Genomic DNA, 16,711 nt, shown 5'->3' with positions numbered 1-16,711 from the left:
GCCAGTCTGGACAATCTCGTATGAATCCGACTCTTCAACCCATCCTCAACCAGCTTAAACAAGACCTGACTACACTCTACGGCGATCGCCTGAGTCACCTCACCCTCTTTGGGTCCCAAGCCCGTGGAGATAGTGAACCAGAGTCAGATATTGATGTTTTGGTGGTATTGCGTTCACGCAGTGTCTCCGAAGGAGAATCGCCCAGTGACTGCGGAGCAGAATCGCCCGTCAATCCCGGCGAAGAAATCAAACGCACAGGCAAAATTGTGGCGGATCTCTCCCTTCACCATGATGTGGTGATTAGTTGCCTCTTCATGGACGAAACCCACTACCAAACTCGCAACAGTGCATTACTTCGTAATATCCGCGAAGAAGGAGTCTTACTATGACCGACGAGCAACGAGAACTCCTGCTCAAAGCTCAGCAAAGCCTAGAAGCAGCAAAACTCCTGCTCACCAACGACTACCCAGACTATGCTACCTCCCGCGCTTATTACTCTATGTTCTACATTGCCGAAGCCTTTCTAGAAGGTGAAGGACTGGCTTTCTCCAAGCATTCTGCCGTCATTGCTGCCTTTGGACGAGAATTTGCTAAACCCCGCCGAGTTTCACCTGACTTTCACCGCTTCTTAATTGAAGCTCAAGAACTCCGCACCACTAGCGACTACGGACAACTCAATGCCATCACAGTTGACCAAGCCGCAGAACAAATCCATCGTGCCGAAGATTTTTTAGCCCTGGCCATTCAGGAAATAGGCGCAATATGAACAAACCAACCGCTATTCCCTCCGTTTCCGTCACCTACGCCCAAGACGGCTCCTCCACCAAATCCAATGAGCTGGGGATGCGCCCCATGCAGGAGCAGGTCTACCAAGGGTTTCAACGGGTGCAGACGGCTGACGGCACGATGCTCAAGATTGCCGACCTGGTAGACGACGACCCCAACAAGCGGGATAAAGTCGCCGCCCTCAAAGCCCCCACCCAGAAGAACAACCGCGACCACGACATGTATCCACTCATGCTTAATGCCGAGCCATTGCAACAAAGGTCAGGCACGCAATGCCGACTAACTATCTATCTTGATAATCGTCGCGTCAATTTCGACCAGCTGGTTTTCATGGCCCAGTAGGTTAACCCCCAGCAGCGTGGCAGGAGGTACCGTGTTGTCAAACCATTCTGTCACGGCCTTCCAGGCCTCTGTGAGATTTGCATGATCACCCACCACGTATATCTTGAGTGGCCGGATGTCGCGGTCGCCAAAGCCATACAAATTCATCAAAATACGCAGATTCTGCAAGCATTGGTTGGCCTGGGCTTGGGGACTACCAATGCCGACTAAATTGCCATCCGCATCATGAGGCACCTGCCCGGCGACAAATAGCTGATTGCCTTACCTGCTGAGCATATTGGTAACCGGGGGTTAAGGCCAGTCCTGCCTCGGTTTCAAGCGTGTTCATGGGAAACTGCCTTCAGAGTGTTTGGGTACCGGGCCTATTTCAATGGGTTAAAGATTTGAAATGACTGGATGTGGTCGATATAGCTTTTGGGAGCCCCCATTTCCTCAGCGCATTTACTCAGCTCATCAACATAGCTCCCATCAGGAGCGGCATCAGGAATATTTGGGGATATAAAACACAAGGCCGCTCTCATAGTCTGGTCAGACAGTTCAGCCACAACCGGATAGGGATGATAAACAATTCCAAACTGCTGCTTCAGGTCTTCGTAGAGACTAGCGATTTCTCCGTGGCTAATGAAAGCCAACCCTCCATAGGTCCATGACTCTGGGCTGGGGGTCAGGTTTACCCTGGGACGGATTGAGAGGGCGTATCCGCTCAGTCGGGCTGCATAGGTTTCAGGACAGTCAATGCCGTGCTGGCGCAGCACCTGGGCGCTCATAAACGTGCCGTAGAAAAAAATCCAAGTTTTTTCCATGTCTAAAAAGCGATTCGGGCTAAATTCTTGTTGAGTCGAGGATGATCTGCTATGAGTAATGACTGGTCCTAACCCCCTCGGTGATACTTCAGTAGGTTTTCAGGAATGGCGATACCGTCAGCCAGTTTAGAATCTGGGATAGGCACACCAGGGGTAATTTTAAGGGGTATCTGCCCGGCCCAGATGGGTAATTCGTAATCGGAAGCATCATCCTTCGGGTCACCCGTGCTGACCTTGGCAGAGCCTTCTTCAATGGGGAATACCAATACTTTGGTCGCCTTGACCTCTTGAGCCGTGGGCCTGCGAGCCTGTTCCCAGCTACCGGGAACCATATGTTCCGACAATACTTTAAGAGCTTGGGTCTTTTCCGCTTCATCTTCAAGTAACGTGGCCCGACCGAACAGCACCACCGATCGATAGTTCATGGAGTAGTGGAACAGCGATCGCGCGATCACCAAACCGTCCAACAACGTAGCGGTCACGCAAACATCAATACCCTGCTCTAAGCTCTTCAGCATCCGACTGGCCGATGTGCCATGGATGTAGAGGCAATCACCGTCCCGTCCATATCCCATGGGGATGACGAAGGGCTGGTTGTTGGCAATAAATCCAACATGGATCACAAGGGCCTCATCCAAAATTTGATGGATTAACTCCCGATCGTAGTGTCCTTTTTGGGGCCGGCGTTTCACCTTGCTGCGGTCAGTGGGTTTCAGCATGCTTGAAGTAGTCATAGGGATTTCTCCGTATTGATGTAATCGCTATGGAGGTAAGATAAGGGGGGAATTGGTCTGACTCAATAGCCAATTCTGGGTTTTTCAATAAGTCCAATTCTGGTCCTATGGATTTGGCCCTCTCCCTCGATCGCAACTCCACCATTCCCCTGTATCAGCAGCTAGCGGAAGAATTGCGGGGTGCTGTTTTGCAAAAACGCCTCAAGCCCAACCAACAATTACCGCCCTCCCGCCTGTTGGCCCAGTCTCTGGATATCTCGCGGGTGACGGTAACCCAAAGCTATGACCAACTGGTGAGTGAGGGATATTTGGAGACTCGGAAAGGCTCGGGCACCTTTGTCTGTGCTCAACTCCCGGAAGACTATTTACAGATTGAACCAATTGCCCAGAACTCATCCCCCTCATCCGCTCCCACCCGGCTGTCTCAGTTCGGCACTCAGTTGTTAGCTGGACAGGCTCTGGAAGGGCCATGTCCTCAATCAGCAATTAACTTTCGCTATGGCAACCCCGCCTCGGAGTTGTTTCCGATGGATCTCTGGCGACGGCTCCTCACCCGTCACTGCAGCACGTCCTCAAGCCTCATGAATTACAGTGCCGATGCAGCGGGATATCTGCCCCTGAGGCAGGCGATCGCCGACTACCTGGGGCGGTCTCGGGCAGTGCAGTGCAGTCCAGAACAGGTCATCATCGTCAACGGATCTCAACAAGCCCTCGACCTGATTGCTCGCCTTACCCTGGATGCTGGGGATTGGGTCGCCATGGAAGATCCAGGCTATTTGGGGGCCAGGTATTGCTTCGCCGCACAGGGGGCGAATCTGCAGCCTATCCCCGTGGATGAAGAAGGGGTAGATGTGGCGGCACTGGCTCAGTATCCCCAGTCATTCAAGCTGCTGTATGTCACTCCTTCCCATCAATTTCCCACTGGCGTTACCCTGTCCCTTTCCCGTCGATTGGCCCTGTTGCAATGGGCACAACAGACCGGAACCCTGATTCTGGAAGATGACTACGACGGTGAATATCGCTACGGCGATCGCCCCATTCCGGCCCTGCAAGGACTGGATCGCAACAATACGGTCATCTACGTGGGCACCTTCTCTAAAATTCTCTTTCCTGCTTTGCGGATTGGCTATCTAGTGGTGCCAAAGGCCTGGATACCCCTGGTGAGTCGGGCTAAGTGGTTGTGCGATCGCCAGTCTCCATTGCTGGAGCAATATGCCCTGGCGGATTTCTTCACCGAAGGCCATTTTGATCGGCATATCCGGCGAATGCGCCACCTCTACAATCAGCAGCGGCAGGCATTGGTTAACGTATTGAAGGAGAGCTTTGACTCTAGGATCACCATTTTGGGAGAGAATGCCGGAATTCACTTGATGGCAAAGCTTGAAACACCGATACCCGATGAGGCTGTAATTCAGCGGGCCGCCAGCGTCGATGTAGGCGTGATCAGCGCCCAGAGCTACTATTTGGCAAGCCCCAAAACCGGGGAGTTTATTTTTGGCTATGCCCAGCTTGATGAAGACCAGATTCAGCAAGGAATTCAGGCGTTAGCGCAGGTTTTGAAGGCGTAAAAGCCAAACAGGCTATTTGTGCCGGGGTGCCTTCCTAGGCGCATGGCAGTGTGGCGGGGTTGGATGATCTGATTGGAAGGACTACCCGCAGCCAGCTCCTGACGCGCAACCTGGGCCACAGAAACCTTTCATGATGTCAAAGGAAACCTCCGCAGCCAAAACAGAGCTGCCACGGCAGAAAAAGAAGTCTCCGAGGATAACAACAAAGCTGCCACCGGGGTGAAAGAAGTCTCCACGACTGCGAAAGCTGCTCCCCGGCCAAGGCTATGATCAACCCGACTGACCCTACCCATAGCTCACCGCCCATGAAAGACCTTGCCCCCCAGATCACCCGCCAGAGACTGCTGATCGAAGGCTGCTACACCACCGATGTCGATCGCGACACCATCGCGGCTTATCTCCTGGGAGTAGCGGCTCACCTAGGGTTGCGCGCCTACGGCACCCCCATCATCCATGCCCCCGGCGGCCTCGGCAAAGCAGAAAACCAAGGCTTCGATGCCTTTATCCCCCTGATCGACTCTGGCATCTCCCTCTATGTCTGGAGTTCCGCTAAGTTCTTCGCCACGGTACTATTCACCTGCAAAGCCTTCGACACCCAGCAAGCTGTCGACTACACCTGGCAATTTTTTCAGGCCCACGCCCTGGAGTATCAGGTCTTCTGATGCAGCCCCCTAGGCAGCGCTCTGCCAAGTGCCGTGGAAACTGTGGGGAATCACCTGGGGCAGACCCAAGCGACAGACAGGGCCATCCGCCAGGGCCTCGGCCCGATAGATCCAGACCTCGCTGTTGTGGTGGTTGCCGTCATAGACCACCGTCAAAATCCAGCCCTGGTCGCTTTCAGTATCCGCCGCATAGACCGGCTCTGAGGGATAGCAATTGACACCGGCATCGACAATGGTCAACTGCTCGCTGACCGGGTCCAGGCAACCGATGGCGCTGAGTAACTCGCCCGTGGCATCGCGACCAGGGGCATGGAGAGACAGGTAGGTCGGGGCCAGGGCCACATCTTCCCCAGACCAGGCCACCTGGGGAAACTCGCAGTGCTGGTCCACCACCACCCGGTCGTCCAGAATCTGCCCCGTCGTCGGCTGTAGCCGCAGCCGCCGCAGTTGCGCCGCCGCAGGCGTGTGGATCTGGCCATCTACGACTTCCCGCAGCTGTTGATTGGTGCTGAAGTCGGCATAGGCCACCACGTCCAGCACCACGGTGCCATCGATATCCAGGTAACCCTTACCAAAGTGCCATTGAAACCAAGGATCCACCTGTTCCCAGGCCACCACCTCCAGGCTATCGGCATCCACTACCACGATTTGGCTGCCTCGTTTCGGTTGCCACAACAGTGCCTCGCTGAAACTTTGAAAGCCCAACACCGCTGGCAGGGCATTGAGTCGCACTGGCGGTACACAAAACACCAGGTAACGGTCTGCCAAGACGAAGTCGTGGATTAGGGGAATGCCATTGAGGGGAATGCTAGCTTTCTGGTGGATGTGGCCCTGGGGATTGCTGCGATAGAGATTGAGGGTGGCATCGGCCCCGGCCACGATGCCGAAATTGAAGATGTCGCCGGTGCGATGGTGGCGCTTGGGATGGGCCGAATAGGGCTCATCGCCAGTCAGTTGGCCCAGATCATCCAATCCCAAGGTCTCCAGGGTATCCAGACGTAACTGATGGGGGAAGCCGCCTTCCCAAAGGGCCAGCAGTCGATCCGGCAGGGCTAGGACTGAGGTGTTGGCGGCGTTTTTCAGCTGAGCCTGCCAACGTTTCCAGATCGGGCCTGGGGCCAGGGTGCCGTAGCCACGGTAGAGCAAGGCGTCGGCCTCGGCTTCCGCCTCGAAGCCAGCCGAACGCACATAGCGATAGACCCCCGTGGCTTTGCTGTCTCCGAAGTGGACGGCCAATATGGCTCCATCCCCATCGAACCAGTGGTTGACCCGCTGCTGTCCCCGCTCAAACCGGGCGGGACCATTGCGATAGAGACTGCCCCTCAGCCCTGACGGAATCTGTCCGGCCAGGACCGGCAAGGCAGTGTTTGAAAATTCTTGAGCTGGCGAGGCGATGGCTCTGGCCCATGCCTTCAAGCTAGTAGTTGTCCTAGGCGAAGATATCGGCAGCACCATAGTCCATCTCAGAGGCCCTATTCATTGTGACTGATTTCTGAAGACGAGGTGTGCTCATCCCTAGCGATAGTAGATTGTCCATTTCCCAGCACTGGCCATCGTTCCGGCAGCAAAGACTGGGGCAGGCTATCTCCTCCGGCCAGCTTAACTGTAGGCTACGGCGCCGCCACGCCGGGGATCTCCCATGCCGATGATGGTGCCATCGTCCAGTCGAGCCACCGTATGGACCCCGCCGAAAAACATATTGGGCCGCTGCCACCAGACCGGCTGCACGTCCCTCAGCAGAGATGTGGCCTCGAGGACGGCCCGATCGATGCCAGGTTCCAGATGAAATACCCCCCGTTCCCAGTGCACCCGGGGCGCGGTTACTGCCGTCTCCAGATCCATGTCGAAGTCCAGCACATTCGACATGACCTGTAAGATGGCGGTGCGAATGCGATTGGAGCCGCCAGAGCCCAACACCAGTCGTGGTTGTCCCTCCTGCAGCACCATACTCGGCGCCATCATCGACGAGATCCGCCGATTGGGATGCCACTGGTGAAAGCCATGGGGGTTTAAGTCCTCTTCTCCCAGCATGTTGTTGATCATGATGTCCGTGCCCGGAATCACGTAGGCAGCGCCCTCCCCATTAGACCCGGTCAGGCTGGCGGCATTGCCTTCTGCATCCAACACACTGATGTGGGTGGTGCTGCCCCATTTATTTACAACGTCGCCAAAGGCCTGATAATAGCTGGCCAGATGAGCCTCCCCCAGAAACCAATCGGTAATATCGCGCTGGTACAGATTGGCATCATAGCCATCTCGCCGAGCAGCATTGGTCAAGCCCATGGCCGCCGTCAGTAGGGCCAAATGGCCCGGACCCGTGTAGTCAGTGGCCGCCATCTCAGCCTGGGCCAGCAGTTTCAGGGAAAAGGCAATCAGGGTGCCGCCGGAGCTCGGCGGCGGATTGCTCAGCAGGGTGTTGCCCCGATAGGTCACCCGCAGCGGTGACCGTTCAATCACCCGGTAACGGCTGAGATCCGCTCGCGTCAGATATCCGCCCTGGGTGGCGCAATCCCGAGCAATCTGCTCAGCCAACTCCCCCTGGTAGAGGGCCTGCCCCTGATTCTTTGCCAGGTATGCCAGCGTATCGGCGAATTGAGAAAACCGGAGCATATCCCCCGCCTGCAGTAGGGGTCCCTGGGGGGCATACATGGCTCGGGTGGCTGGCGTCGCCGTCAGGATAGGTTGCAACACCTGAAAGCAGTAGGCCTGGAAGGGCGTGACCTCGATCCCGGCCCTAGCCCAATGAACTGCCGGTTCAATCACAGCCGCCAGGGGCAGGCGACCCAGGCGACGATGCCCATGCAGCAACCCGGCCAGCGTGCCCGGCACGGCCATGGATCCCAGGCCGATGTGGAACTCTTGTATGACATCGCCAAAGTTGGCCTCAATCGGGTAGAAATCGAGGGAAAAATCAATCTCCTTACGACCAGGGGTCTGGCTAAAGAAGTCAAATAATCGGTCCTCCCCGGTGGCAGTATGGGCCAACAGGAAGCCGCCGCCGGCCAGGGAGGTGAGCACCGATTCGGTCACACAGGCGGTCAGGGCGGCGGCCACGACGGCATCGAAGGCATTGCCTCCCCGGCGTAGCATCTCGGCTCCAGCCTCTGCTGTCTGGGGATGACCAGCTGCCACAACTCCTCTTACCGTCTGGCCCATGTCCGTATCTCCTAGATCAGTCCACTCGCTACTGAGCTAGCACCATACCCCATGGTTGGCATCTCAGCTAGATTTGAACCTAGACACGGGATATTACTCTTAGCGCTGCGATATTAAGCATTATCAAATCCTCGGCCCTGTTTAGGGCTCTCCCGAATTGCATTTCTAGAATGAATTCGTAGAAATTAAGCACCATTGCCATGCCATGACTGTCAAGTCCTCGACTCGCGAAGCGGCCCGCCTGGAAGCCCTGAGGCAGTACAGCATTCTAGATACTCCCTCTGAGCAGACCTATGATGACATCACCGACTTAGCGGCGTTTATCTGTGATGTGCCCATTGCCTTAATCAGCATGGTCGATTTGAATCGGCAATGGTTCAAGGCGAGGGTAGGACTGGAGGTGACTGAGACCAGCCGTGATGTCTCCTTCTGTGCCCATGCCATCCTGGACAAACAGATGTTGGTAATCCACGATGCCCTCGAGGATGAACGCTTTCAGCAAAATCCTCTGGTCACCTGTGCCCCGGGCATTCGCTTCTATGCCGGGGTGCCGCTAGTGACCCCTGAGGGCCATGCTTTAGGGACCCTCTGCGTGATTGATCGCCAGCCTAGGGAGTTGTCTGAGCAGCAGAAAAATGCCCTGGAAGCCCTGGCTCGTCAGGTGGTGACGCAACTGGAGCTGAAACGGGTGTCGGCTCGATTGGCAAATGCCCTGGAGACAATCGAGATCATGGAGGGGCTGATTCCGATTTGTTCGTACTGCAAGGGCATGCGTGACGATCAGGGGTATTGGTCGACGGTTGAGCGGTTCATCGAACAGCATGCGGATGTCTCTTTCACCCACGGGGTTTGCGATCGCTGTATGCGCCAGCATTTTCCAGATGTGGCGACTGCTCTATTGGCAGATGACCCTGCGGCAGCAACGACCACAGATACAGAGGATGAGTTGATTGAGTAGCTAGAGCCGCCACCACCGCACTGTACCTAGTGGTGAGCTCATCACCCCCTTTAGACTGAGCAGCTGAACGATCGGTAATATCCTCGGTAAACTAGCTAACCCTATAACTGAAAGGCCCTTATCACTGCCACGATGAGACTGGGTAACCACAAGTAACCGTCTATGCAAAGACTGTACAGGGGGCGCGGTGTAGCCGGCCGGATCAGCCAGATGGCAATTAAATTAGCAGCTACACAAGGGATGGCTACTAGCGGTGACGGCACAGATAAATGCTGCAGCCAGCCCCAGCCCACCACGGCTAAGGCCACTAGGTTCAAGGCCGTCCAAATCTGGCGATGGTTAGATAGTCCCACTAGTAGGGGCAGAGTCAGCACCCCTGCCTGACGATCTGATTCCAGATCGCGCACATCGAAGAGATGGGAGTTGGTGCCGATGAAAATCAGCAGGAAGAAGCTGGTTAACCCCGCGGATAGGGTAAACGGAGCATGGGCATAGGCCAGGGGCACGGCAATTAAGGCGTAGGTGATGATGCCCGCCACCAACCAGGCCTTCGAGGCAGGAATATCCTTCAGCCGCCACCACTGCAGGCGATGCTGTCGCCACCAGGGAAAGAGGGGCAGGCCGTAAATCAAAGGCACTAGCCCCCCTAAGCTCACGAGTAATACAGACCGGTCAGCGTAGTAGAGCAGTATCCCGGTGGCGGCAGTGGCGGCGATTAACACTACCCAGCCCCAGCCTTGCTGGAAATAGGCTTGAGCCTTGCCATCGGGAATCTCTTGCACGTAGGAGTCGGCGATGCGATCGAGATTATAAGGAATCAGGGCCGATGCGAAGATTAGCAATACCGGCGCCCATTGCCAGTCGAGGCCTAGGGTGTCTTGCACGAATACCACCAGAGAGGCGATGGCGGCAGCCACCCAGATATTTGAATAGACGATGGTGACTCTGAATAGGTGATAGCCCCGATCGGTGATGACTCGCAGGTGCTTAGGAATTGAGAAGATGAGTGATGCCATGATGGTTAGGAGCACCCACGCCCACGTCTCTAGTGAGAAATTGGGTGTCTTTGTCAAGTCAATTTTGGTCAACTTATTAAAAGTTAACGTAAATCATGCATAGTGCCCAGGTCACTGCAGCGGGCGGGACCACAGGCAGGGGCGACTGAAGATGACTAAAGGTGAGAGGCATCGGGTTGCCTGATTAGACTGTGAGTAAGGCTCAGCATGCGTAGGCACTTGCGTGGTGGCGTTGGCCAACGGTCGAGACGTTCGCTACAGGATTGACCATGGATCCGAATTTGGATGCCGTATTTGAGCGGTTACAACGGTCTGAATTTCGCCGTCGGTTTCGGCTCTTAGAGCGGGAACGGGAGTATCTGCAGCGCCAAGGGGTGGCCACCATTTTGCAGCATGGCGCCGACTTCATCGAGCAGCGATTGGCGCCGGCCCATCCTAGCCGCGACGGGCGTCAAACTCCCTGGCGTGGGCATCCTGTCTTCATTGCCCAACATGCCACTGGCACTTGCTGTCGTCGTTGCCTTAGTCGCTGGCATGGCATTCCTCCTGGCCAAGCGCTGACGTCAACTCAGCAGCAGTACATCTTGAGGGTGATTGAGGCCTGGTTGCGACGGCAACGGGTTTCTTGGGATCAGACAACGGATTAGAGCTGGCCACAATGGGGCGTTTGGCACATAAGGCAACAACTACCGGTCTCTGCCGAGAATCCAATAGGGGACCTCGATTAATCAGTTTTCTTTAGCTAATGGCGTCTCATTTGAGACCGTCAAGGTGACTCAAAGAGAGTCCGAGACATTCCACCGAAAAAAGCTTCCCATTTTGACAAAAAAATAGGGTTGGAAGACCACGTTTAAGTCGATTTCCCGGCTTTAGGTCCGATTATCTTGCCAGTTCAGCCGATGCAGCACGTTGGGTTTCGAGACACACAAAACCGCTTCAGGTTATACACCAGAGTTTTTCAGACCTAGCTGGGTCTGGGCACGGGCTAACCCGATGCTGCGCACCACCTTGCCACCCATGCTGGTGACGACATCTCCGAAGATGTGCTCCACTCTGGCACGGGTTTTGGAGCGCTCTCGATTCGCGGTTTTCTGGGCCTCGCTTAAGGGGCGATTGCGATAGGCCCGTTCATTTATATGCGGACTCAAACCCTATCAATTTCAGCACCTCGACAATCAGCACGGAGAGATACGCACTATCGGCCCAAAGTCCATCGCCGCTATTATCCGCATCGAGCAACTCGCCCAAGACCTGCGAGTCATGGACCGACGCATCGGTGACGCTGTAACGGCGAATGAGCTTAAAGCCGGCATCACTATTGATGTGGTTTTTGTAGCCGTAGTGGGACGTTCCATTTTTCTTCGTCCATCGGGCGTCAACATCTTTTTGCGCGAGCTGATGAGGGGTCTCTTGCCACTCAACGGGAACCTCACCCTGCTTGAGGGTTTGGTTCTCCTCACGGGTGTTGCGTTGTTTGGGAACTGGAATCAAGGTCGCATCCACAATTTGCCCATCCTTGGCGGCATAGCCTGCCCCTTGCAGATAGGCTCCAAACTGCTCGAACAACGCCTCCACCAAGCCGTGCTGCTGCAACTGTTCTCGGAAGAGCCACACCGTCGTTGCATCCGGGACTCTATCCTCAAGCCCCAAACCGAGAAATTGCATGAAGGACAGTCGGTCGTTGACCTGATATTCCAGTTCGTCATCGCTGATGTTGTATAGCTTTTGCAGCACCAGCATCTTGAAGAGTAACAGGACATCGGTGGGGTTACGACCGGCCTGGCTTTTGCGCGGTTTCTCTCGAATCTGCATCAGAATCGGACGAAAGGTCTCCCACGGCACCAGTTGATTCAACCGATTCAGTACCGCCTTCTTTTGCTCCAGTTTTTGCTGGCGCTCTTCGATATCCCAGAATCCCTGCTGTCCCATGGCCTGCGTGCTTCAACAAAACCGACCTTATGATCTCATACTGAGATCGCTCTGGCTATTTTTCGAGGTGCCCTCAACAATTTCCCATGCTATAGATAAGAGGATTTTTTGGATTGGGAAGGTGCGATCGCATGTCTTCAAATCATGAAAATTGGCTCAACACCTTGCCTGAGAAAAGAATTAAGGGGCCTAAATATATCCCTAATAATTTATCTAGCCAGATGGTTTAGATATATCTATGGAATAGACTTTTGTCCAGGGATACGACCCTTCGCCACCGACCTTGATACGTTGCAATTTTTAATACGCAACATCCAGATTTCTAAACTAGAAATGAAACAGATAATTAAGTCCTGATCGGCGGTTCTTTGAAATTGAAACTACACTATAAATGGGCAAACTAAGTGGCCCTCAACTCCTCGAAATAAGAGGTCCTCGCTGTTGTCCAAACGTTGCATCTGGTTTGTCCCGATAGCAGCCCATAGGAGAATCTGCCATGTTTGATCAGTGGATTGGCTTTGAACCGGGCGATTGGATGACCACCATCGATGTCCGCGACTTCATTCAAACCAACTACACCCCCTACGACGGAGACGACAGCTTTCTCGCCCCCGCCACAGAGCGCACCCAAGCGCTGTGGCGGCAAGTCTCAACGCTGATGGAGCGGGAACGGGAACAGGGCGTGTTAGACGTCGAGACGGCCGTGCCCAGCAGCATCACCGCCCATGCCCCTGGCTACATCGACCAGGGTGCAGAGCAGATCGTCGGCGTCCAAACCGATCAGCCTCTGAAACGTGGGATCATGCCCTTCGGCGGCATCCGGGTGGTGAAAAAGTCCCTAGAAGCCTATGGATACCAGCTAGACCCCAGCACCGAAGCCATCTTCACCCAGTACCGCAAAACCCACAACGACGGCGTCTTTGATGCGTATACCAAAGAAATGCGACTGGCCCGTCACTCCGGCATCGTCACCGGGTTGCCGGATGCCTATGGCCGCGGTCGCATCATTGGTGACTATCGCCGCGTCGCCCTCTATGGCATCGACCGGCTGATTGCCGATAAGAAAGCCCAACAGGAATCTCTGGAACTCGACAGCATCACCGAAGCGGTGATTCGGCTGCGGGAAGAGCTCTCAGAGCAGATTCGGGCCCTGTTTGAATTGAAGACCATGGCAGCGGCCTATGGCTTTGACATTGGCCGTCCTGCTGCCAATACCCAGGAAGCCATCCAGTGGCTTTACTTTGGCTACCTGGGGGCAGTGAAAGAGCAAAATGGAGCCGCCATGTCCCTGGGGCGGGTATCTACGTTCTTGGATGTCTATTGCCAACGGGATCTCGAAAACGGCATCTTCGACGAAGCCACCCTCCAGGAATTCGTCGACCATTTCGTGATGAAGCTGCGGATGGTGCGATTCCTGCGGACGCCGGAATACAATCAGCTGTTCTCGGGCGACCCCACCTGGGTGACGGAATCCATCGGCGGCATGGGCAATGACGGTCGTCCTCTGGTCACTAAAGCCAGCTTCCGCTTCCTGCAGACCCTGTACAACTTGGGGCCGGCCCCCGAACCCAACCTGACCGTGCTGTGGTCAGAGCGGTTGCCCCTCGATTTCCGCCGCTTCTGTGCCAAGGTCTCCATTGACACCAGTTCTATCCAGTACGAGAACGATGACCTGATGCGCGACTATTACGGCGATGACTACGGCATTGCCTGTTGTGTCTCCGGCATGCGCATCGGCAAACAGATGCAATTCTTCGGGGCCCGGGTGAATCTGGCCAAGGCCCTACTGTATGCCATCAACGGCGGCAAAGATGAGAAATCCGGCGAGCAGATTGCCCCGCCCTATGCCCCCCTCACCGCTGACGTGCTGGACTATGACGAAGTCGTGGGCCGCTTCGACTACATGATGGACTGGCTGGCCCGCATCTATGTCAACACCCTGAATGTCATCCACTATATGCATGACAAGTACTGCTACGAGCGCCTGGAGATGGCCCTCCATGACCGCGATGTCTATCGCACCATGGCCTGCGGGGTGGCGGGACTGTCCGTGGTGGCCGATGCCCTCTCCGCCATCAAACACGCTCAGGTGCAGGTGATTCGCAACCAAGCAGGACTGGCCGTTGACTACGAGGTGGTCGGTGACTATCCGGCCTTTGGCAACAATGACGAGCGGGTAGATGCGATCGCAGCCGATCTAGTCGAGCAGTTTATGAATAAGGTGCGTCAGCATCCCACCTATCGCCAAGCCGTCCCCACCCAATCCATCCTCACCATTACCTCCAATGTGGTCTACGGCAAGAAGACCGGCAGTACCCCCGATGGCCGCAAAGCAGGAGAACCCTTTGCCCCTGGGGCCAACCCCATGCACGGGCGCGACACCAAAGGAGCAGTTGCAGCGCTAGAGTCAGTAGCTAAACTGCCTTACGAGCATGCCCAAGATGGTATCTCCTACACCTTCTCCATCGTGCCTGGGGCCTTAGGCAAGACCGCAGAGGACCGCACCGATAACCTGGTGAATCTGCTAGACGGTTACTGCCAAGACCAGGGCCATCACATCAACGTCAACGTGCTCAATCGCGAAACCCTTCTGGATGCCATGGACCACCCGGAACAGTATCCGCAACTGACGATTCGGGTATCGGGCTATGCAGTAAACTTCATCAAGCTCACCCGGGAGCAGCAGATGGATGTGATTAACCGCACCTTCCACCAGCGGTTCTAACCCCCCAAGGGTTGCCAGCCTCAGAGGATGACTCCGGGAATGGCGGCGGACGTGTACCGTGGCGAGCATAACTTAACCGTCAGTCGAGTTACCCAACCGCCATTTCGGCCCAGGAGCGCAGGCACCACCACCCGCATTGGGGAGATGCCGCTTTCCTTGCCCGGCAGAAGACAGCTACGGGTCGTTATGACATATCAACATGTAATCATGACTCACCATGGGGATGCCTCAGTCCTGGAGATAGCTGCAGCAGAGCTACCCGCGCCGATGCCCCATGAGGTCAGAGTGCGCGTTCTGGCCGCTGGCGTGGCCTACACCGATATCTTGATTCGCGAGGGGCTTTACCCCGGCATGCCTAAACCGCCTTTTACCTTAGGCTATGACGTTGTCGGCATCGTCGATGCCGTAGGAGCCCAGGTGTCTACGGTGCCGGTGGGGCAGTTGGTGGCGGCCCTAACGGTGACTGGTGGCTACAGCGAATATCTGTGTCTGTCGGCCTCTGACGTTGTGCCGGTGCCGGACACGGTCGAGGCGGCGGCGGCCGTTGCCTTAGTGCTGCACTATGTCACGGCCTACCAGATGCTGCATCGGGTGGCCCAGGTGAAACCGGGCCAGAGTATTCTGATTCATGGCGCTGCCGGTGGAGTCGGCACGGCCCTGCTGCAGCTGGCTCGACTGACAGAGTTAGAGGTCTACGGCACGGCGGCGGCGGCTAAACATGACCACATTCGGCAATGGGGAGCTATCCCGATTGACTATCGTCATGAGGATTTCGTGCAGCGGATAGCTGACCTCACGGCAGCGGGAGTCGATGCCGTCTTTGACTTAGTCGGTGGCCCCCATCTGTTTCGATCCTATCGAGTGCTGAAACCCCACGGCACCCTAATTAACTTCGGGTTTATGGCAGCCGCCCAGGCTAACCGCGGCAGGCAACTGCGACTGTTGCAAAACTTTCTCTGTCTGGGGTTGTTACAACTGAGATGGCTGCAGTCTAAGCGAGTTGCTTTCTACAGCATCACCGCCATGAAACAGCGGCATCCAGACTGGTTCCGTCAGGATCTAACTACTCTCTTGGAGCTGCTGGCTAAGGGACAGATTCATCCGGTGATTGCTCAACGCCTAAGTCTGGCGGAGGCTGCCCAGGCCCAGACGCTGCTTGAACGCTCGGCCGTTAGCGGTGCCTTGGTGCTGTTGTGCAACTGAGGCTCCCTGTTTCGGATACGGTTTTCGGACATGGTTTTATGATCTCTGGACGCATTCATTCCATTGAGACCTGTGGCACCGTCGATGGGCCGGGGCTGCGATTTGTGATTTTCACCCAGGGCTGTCCGCTGCGGTGTCTCTATTGTCACAATCCAGACTGCCGCCATCCTGAGGATGGTCAGGTCGTGACTGTCGATGAGCTGATGCAAGAGGTGAAAAAGTACCGCAGTTACCTGCGCCATGGCGGTGTCACCGTGACCGGTGGCGAGCCCTTGATGCAGCCAGAATTTGTCGCTGAGATTCTGCGGCAAAGCCAAGCTCTGGGATTACACACGGCCCTGGATACCTCCGGCTATGTGCAGATTCCGGCGGCGGCGCCGGTGCTGGCCCATACGGATTTGGTACTGCTGGATATCAAGTCCTATGATCCGGCCCTGTATCAACGGGTGACCCACGTCAGTTTGGAGCCGACTCTGGCCTTTGCCCGCCATCTAGCTGCCATCGGCAAACCCGTGTGGATCCGATTTGTCTTGGTTCCAGGACTCACGGATCCGCGGGACAATATCGAGGGATTAGCCGATTTTGTGGCGACGCTGACTAATGTGGAACGGGTGGAGGTGTTGCCCTTTCACCAGATGGGGGCCTACAAGTGGGAGCAGTTGGGCTATGAGTACGCGCTGAAAGAGACTCAACCTCCCTCGGCAGAGTTAATCCAATCCACCGTGGCCCAGTTTGCTGAGCGCGGCCTCTACACGGTCAGTAGCTGAGGTGTCCTTGGAGATTCCCGAGTTGTAGGCAGCGGTGCCAGGGCTCGTTATTCTAGAAGAGC

General features: G+C 55.7%; 15 protein-coding genes and 2 pseudogenes. 10 read left to right on the top strand and 7 right to left on the bottom strand.

Translation table 11 applies throughout. From position 1 onward, the window contains the following. Positions 1-20 precede the first annotated feature (20 nt). The 3 genes and pseudogenes from XM38_RS16980 to XM38_RS26070 form a co-directional block, all read left to right on the top strand. Positions 21-389: a nucleotidyltransferase domain-containing protein gene (locus XM38_RS16980; RefSeq protein ID WP_080806611.1), complete on the top strand. Its 369-nt coding sequence runs from the start codon at positions 21-23 to the stop codon at positions 387-389. After that, positions 386-766, top strand: coding sequence for a HEPN domain-containing protein (locus XM38_RS16975; RefSeq protein WP_080806612.1), 381 nt, complete (start codon positions 386-388; stop codon positions 764-766). Before XM38_RS16980 ends, XM38_RS16975 begins: the two co-directional genes overlap by 4 nt. After that, positions 763-1,002, top strand: a pseudogene (locus tag XM38_RS26070) (hypothetical protein); the annotation flags it as partial. The gene XM38_RS16975 and the pseudogene XM38_RS26070, both read left to right, overlap by 4 nt. Positions 1,003-1,065: 63 nt before the next feature. On the opposite strand, the gene XM38_RS29080 reads toward XM38_RS26070, so the two are convergent. The 3 genes from XM38_RS29080 to XM38_RS16955 form a co-directional block, all read right to left on the bottom strand. Then, a complete protein-coding gene (locus XM38_RS29080; RefSeq protein WP_391540786.1) occupies positions 1,066-1,362 on the bottom strand; it encodes a RidA family protein in 297 nt (98 codons plus the stop codon). 128 nt (positions 1,363-1,490) lie between these two features. After that, entirely contained in the window at positions 1,491-1,931 is a 441-nt protein-coding gene (locus XM38_RS16960) for a gamma-glutamylcyclotransferase family protein (RefSeq protein WP_088430496.1), read from the bottom strand. Positions 1,932-1,999: 68 nt separating this feature from the next. Then, a complete protein-coding gene (locus XM38_RS16955; protein WP_080806615.1) occupies positions 2,000-2,665 on the bottom strand; it encodes a pyridoxamine 5'-phosphate oxidase family protein in 666 nt (221 codons plus the stop codon). Between the two features lie 107 nt (positions 2,666-2,772). On the opposite strand from XM38_RS16955, the gene pdxR reads away from it, so the two are divergent. Continuing rightward, positions 2,773-4,233 carry a MocR-like pyridoxine biosynthesis transcription factor PdxR gene (gene pdxR, locus XM38_RS16950; RefSeq protein WP_088430494.1) on the top strand — a complete coding sequence of 487 codons (1,461 nt, stop codon included), beginning with the start codon at positions 2,773-2,775 and terminating at the stop codon, positions 4,231-4,233. A 305-nt stretch (positions 4,234-4,538) separates the two neighbouring features. Beyond that, positions 4,539-4,895 carry an S-adenosylmethionine decarboxylase gene (locus tag XM38_RS16945; protein WP_080806619.1) on the top strand — a complete coding sequence of 119 codons (357 nt, stop codon included), beginning with the start codon at positions 4,539-4,541 and terminating at the stop codon, positions 4,893-4,895. Between the two features lie 9 nt (positions 4,896-4,904). Here XM38_RS16945 and XM38_RS16940 read toward each other — a convergent pair whose 3' ends face one another. Together XM38_RS16940 and ggt are read right to left on the bottom strand one after the other, a co-directional pair. After that, positions 4,905-6,311, bottom strand: a complete 1,407-nt coding sequence (locus tag XM38_RS16940; protein ID WP_306441533.1) for a carotenoid oxygenase family protein — start codon at positions 6,309-6,311, stop codon at positions 4,905-4,907. Between the two features lie 183 nt (positions 6,312-6,494). After that, positions 6,495-8,051 (bottom strand): gamma-glutamyltransferase, encoded by a 1,557-nt coding sequence (ggt, locus tag XM38_RS16935; protein ID WP_088430490.1) that lies wholly within the window; start codon positions 8,049-8,051, stop codon positions 6,495-6,497. A 205-nt stretch (positions 8,052-8,256) separates the two neighbouring features. On the opposite strand from ggt, the gene XM38_RS16930 reads away from it, so the two are divergent. Further along, on the top strand, positions 8,257-9,009 hold the full coding sequence (locus tag XM38_RS16930) for a GAF domain-containing protein (RefSeq protein ID WP_088430488.1): 753 nt from the start codon (positions 8,257-8,259) through the stop codon (positions 9,007-9,009). A gap of 101 nt (positions 9,010-9,110) precedes the next feature. On the opposite strand, the gene XM38_RS16925 is transcribed toward XM38_RS16930, so the two are convergent. Further along, on the bottom strand, positions 9,111-10,025 hold the full coding sequence (locus XM38_RS16925) for a UbiA prenyltransferase family protein (RefSeq protein WP_080806726.1): 915 nt from the start codon (positions 10,023-10,025) through the stop codon (positions 9,111-9,113). Positions 10,026-10,294: 269 nt separating this feature from the next. On the opposite strand from XM38_RS16925, the gene XM38_RS16920 reads away from it, so the two are divergent. After that, positions 10,295-10,672 (top strand): DUF4186 domain-containing protein, encoded by a 378-nt coding sequence (locus tag XM38_RS16920; RefSeq protein WP_080806622.1) that lies wholly within the window; start codon positions 10,295-10,297, stop codon positions 10,670-10,672. 245 nt (positions 10,673-10,917) lie between these two features. On the opposite strand, the pseudogene XM38_RS16915 reads toward XM38_RS16920, so the two are convergent. Beyond that, positions 10,918-11,954, bottom strand: a pseudogene (locus XM38_RS16915) (IS5 family transposase). Positions 11,955-12,450: 496 nt separating this feature from the next. Between XM38_RS16915 and pflB the strand changes: the two are divergent. The 3 genes from pflB to pflA are packed head-to-tail and all read left to right on the top strand — an operon-like array spanning position 12,451 to position 16,649. Then, positions 12,451-14,679, top strand: a complete 2,229-nt coding sequence (gene pflB / locus XM38_RS16910) for a formate C-acetyltransferase (protein WP_080806625.1) — start codon at positions 12,451-12,453, stop codon at positions 14,677-14,679. A gap of 39 nt (positions 14,680-14,718) precedes the next feature. Further along, complete coding sequence (locus XM38_RS16905) at positions 14,719-15,882, top strand: medium chain dehydrogenase/reductase family protein (RefSeq protein ID WP_202978908.1); 1,164 nt, start codon at positions 14,719-14,721, stop codon at positions 15,880-15,882. 38 nt (positions 15,883-15,920) lie between these two features. Next, a complete protein-coding gene (pflA, locus tag XM38_RS16900; protein ID WP_080806629.1) occupies positions 15,921-16,649 on the top strand; it encodes a pyruvate formate-lyase-activating protein in 729 nt (242 codons plus the stop codon). Positions 16,650-16,711 lie beyond the last annotated feature (62 nt).

This window comes from Halomicronema hongdechloris C2206, from assembly GCF_002075285.3.
Classification (GTDB): Bacteria; Cyanobacteriota; Cyanobacteriia; order Phormidesmidales; family Phormidesmidaceae; genus Halomicronema_B; species Halomicronema_B hongdechloris.
This window is presented reverse-complemented; position numbering and strand designations above follow the sequence as displayed.

Coding starts and splice junctions, on each gene's coding strand:
- XM38_RS16930 (WP_088430488.1), top strand. CDS start 8,257: ATGACTGTCAAGTCCTCGACTCGCGAAGCGGCCCGCCTGGAAGCCCTG.
- XM38_RS16980 (WP_080806611.1), top strand. CDS start 21: ATGAATCCGACTCTTCAACCCATCCTCAACCAGCTTAAACAAGACCTG.
- XM38_RS16905 (WP_202978908.1), top strand. CDS start 14,719: ATGGCGGCGGACGTGTACCGTGGCGAGCATAACTTAACCGTCAGTCGA.
- XM38_RS16960 (WP_088430496.1), bottom strand. CDS start 1,931: ATGGAAAAAACTTGGATTTTTTTCTACGGCACGTTTATGAGCGCCCAG.
- pflA (WP_080806629.1), top strand. CDS start 15,921: ATGATCTCTGGACGCATTCATTCCATTGAGACCTGTGGCACCGTCGAT.
- XM38_RS16975 (WP_080806612.1), top strand. CDS start 386: ATGACCGACGAGCAACGAGAACTCCTGCTCAAAGCTCAGCAAAGCCTA.
- XM38_RS16945 (WP_080806619.1), top strand. CDS start 4,539: ATGAAAGACCTTGCCCCCCAGATCACCCGCCAGAGACTGCTGATCGAA.
- pdxR (WP_088430494.1), top strand. CDS start 2,773: ATGGATTTGGCCCTCTCCCTCGATCGCAACTCCACCATTCCCCTGTAT.
- XM38_RS16925 (WP_080806726.1), bottom strand. CDS start 10,025: ATGGCATCACTCATCTTCTCAATTCCTAAGCACCTGCGAGTCATCACC.
- pflB (WP_080806625.1), top strand. CDS start 12,451: ATGTTTGATCAGTGGATTGGCTTTGAACCGGGCGATTGGATGACCACC.
- XM38_RS16955 (WP_080806615.1), bottom strand. CDS start 2,665: ATGACTACTTCAAGCATGCTGAAACCCACTGACCGCAGCAAGGTGAAA.
- ggt (WP_088430490.1), bottom strand. CDS start 8,051: ATGGGCCAGACGGTAAGAGGAGTTGTGGCAGCTGGTCATCCCCAGACA.
- XM38_RS16920 (WP_080806622.1), top strand. CDS start 10,295: ATGGATCCGAATTTGGATGCCGTATTTGAGCGGTTACAACGGTCTGAA.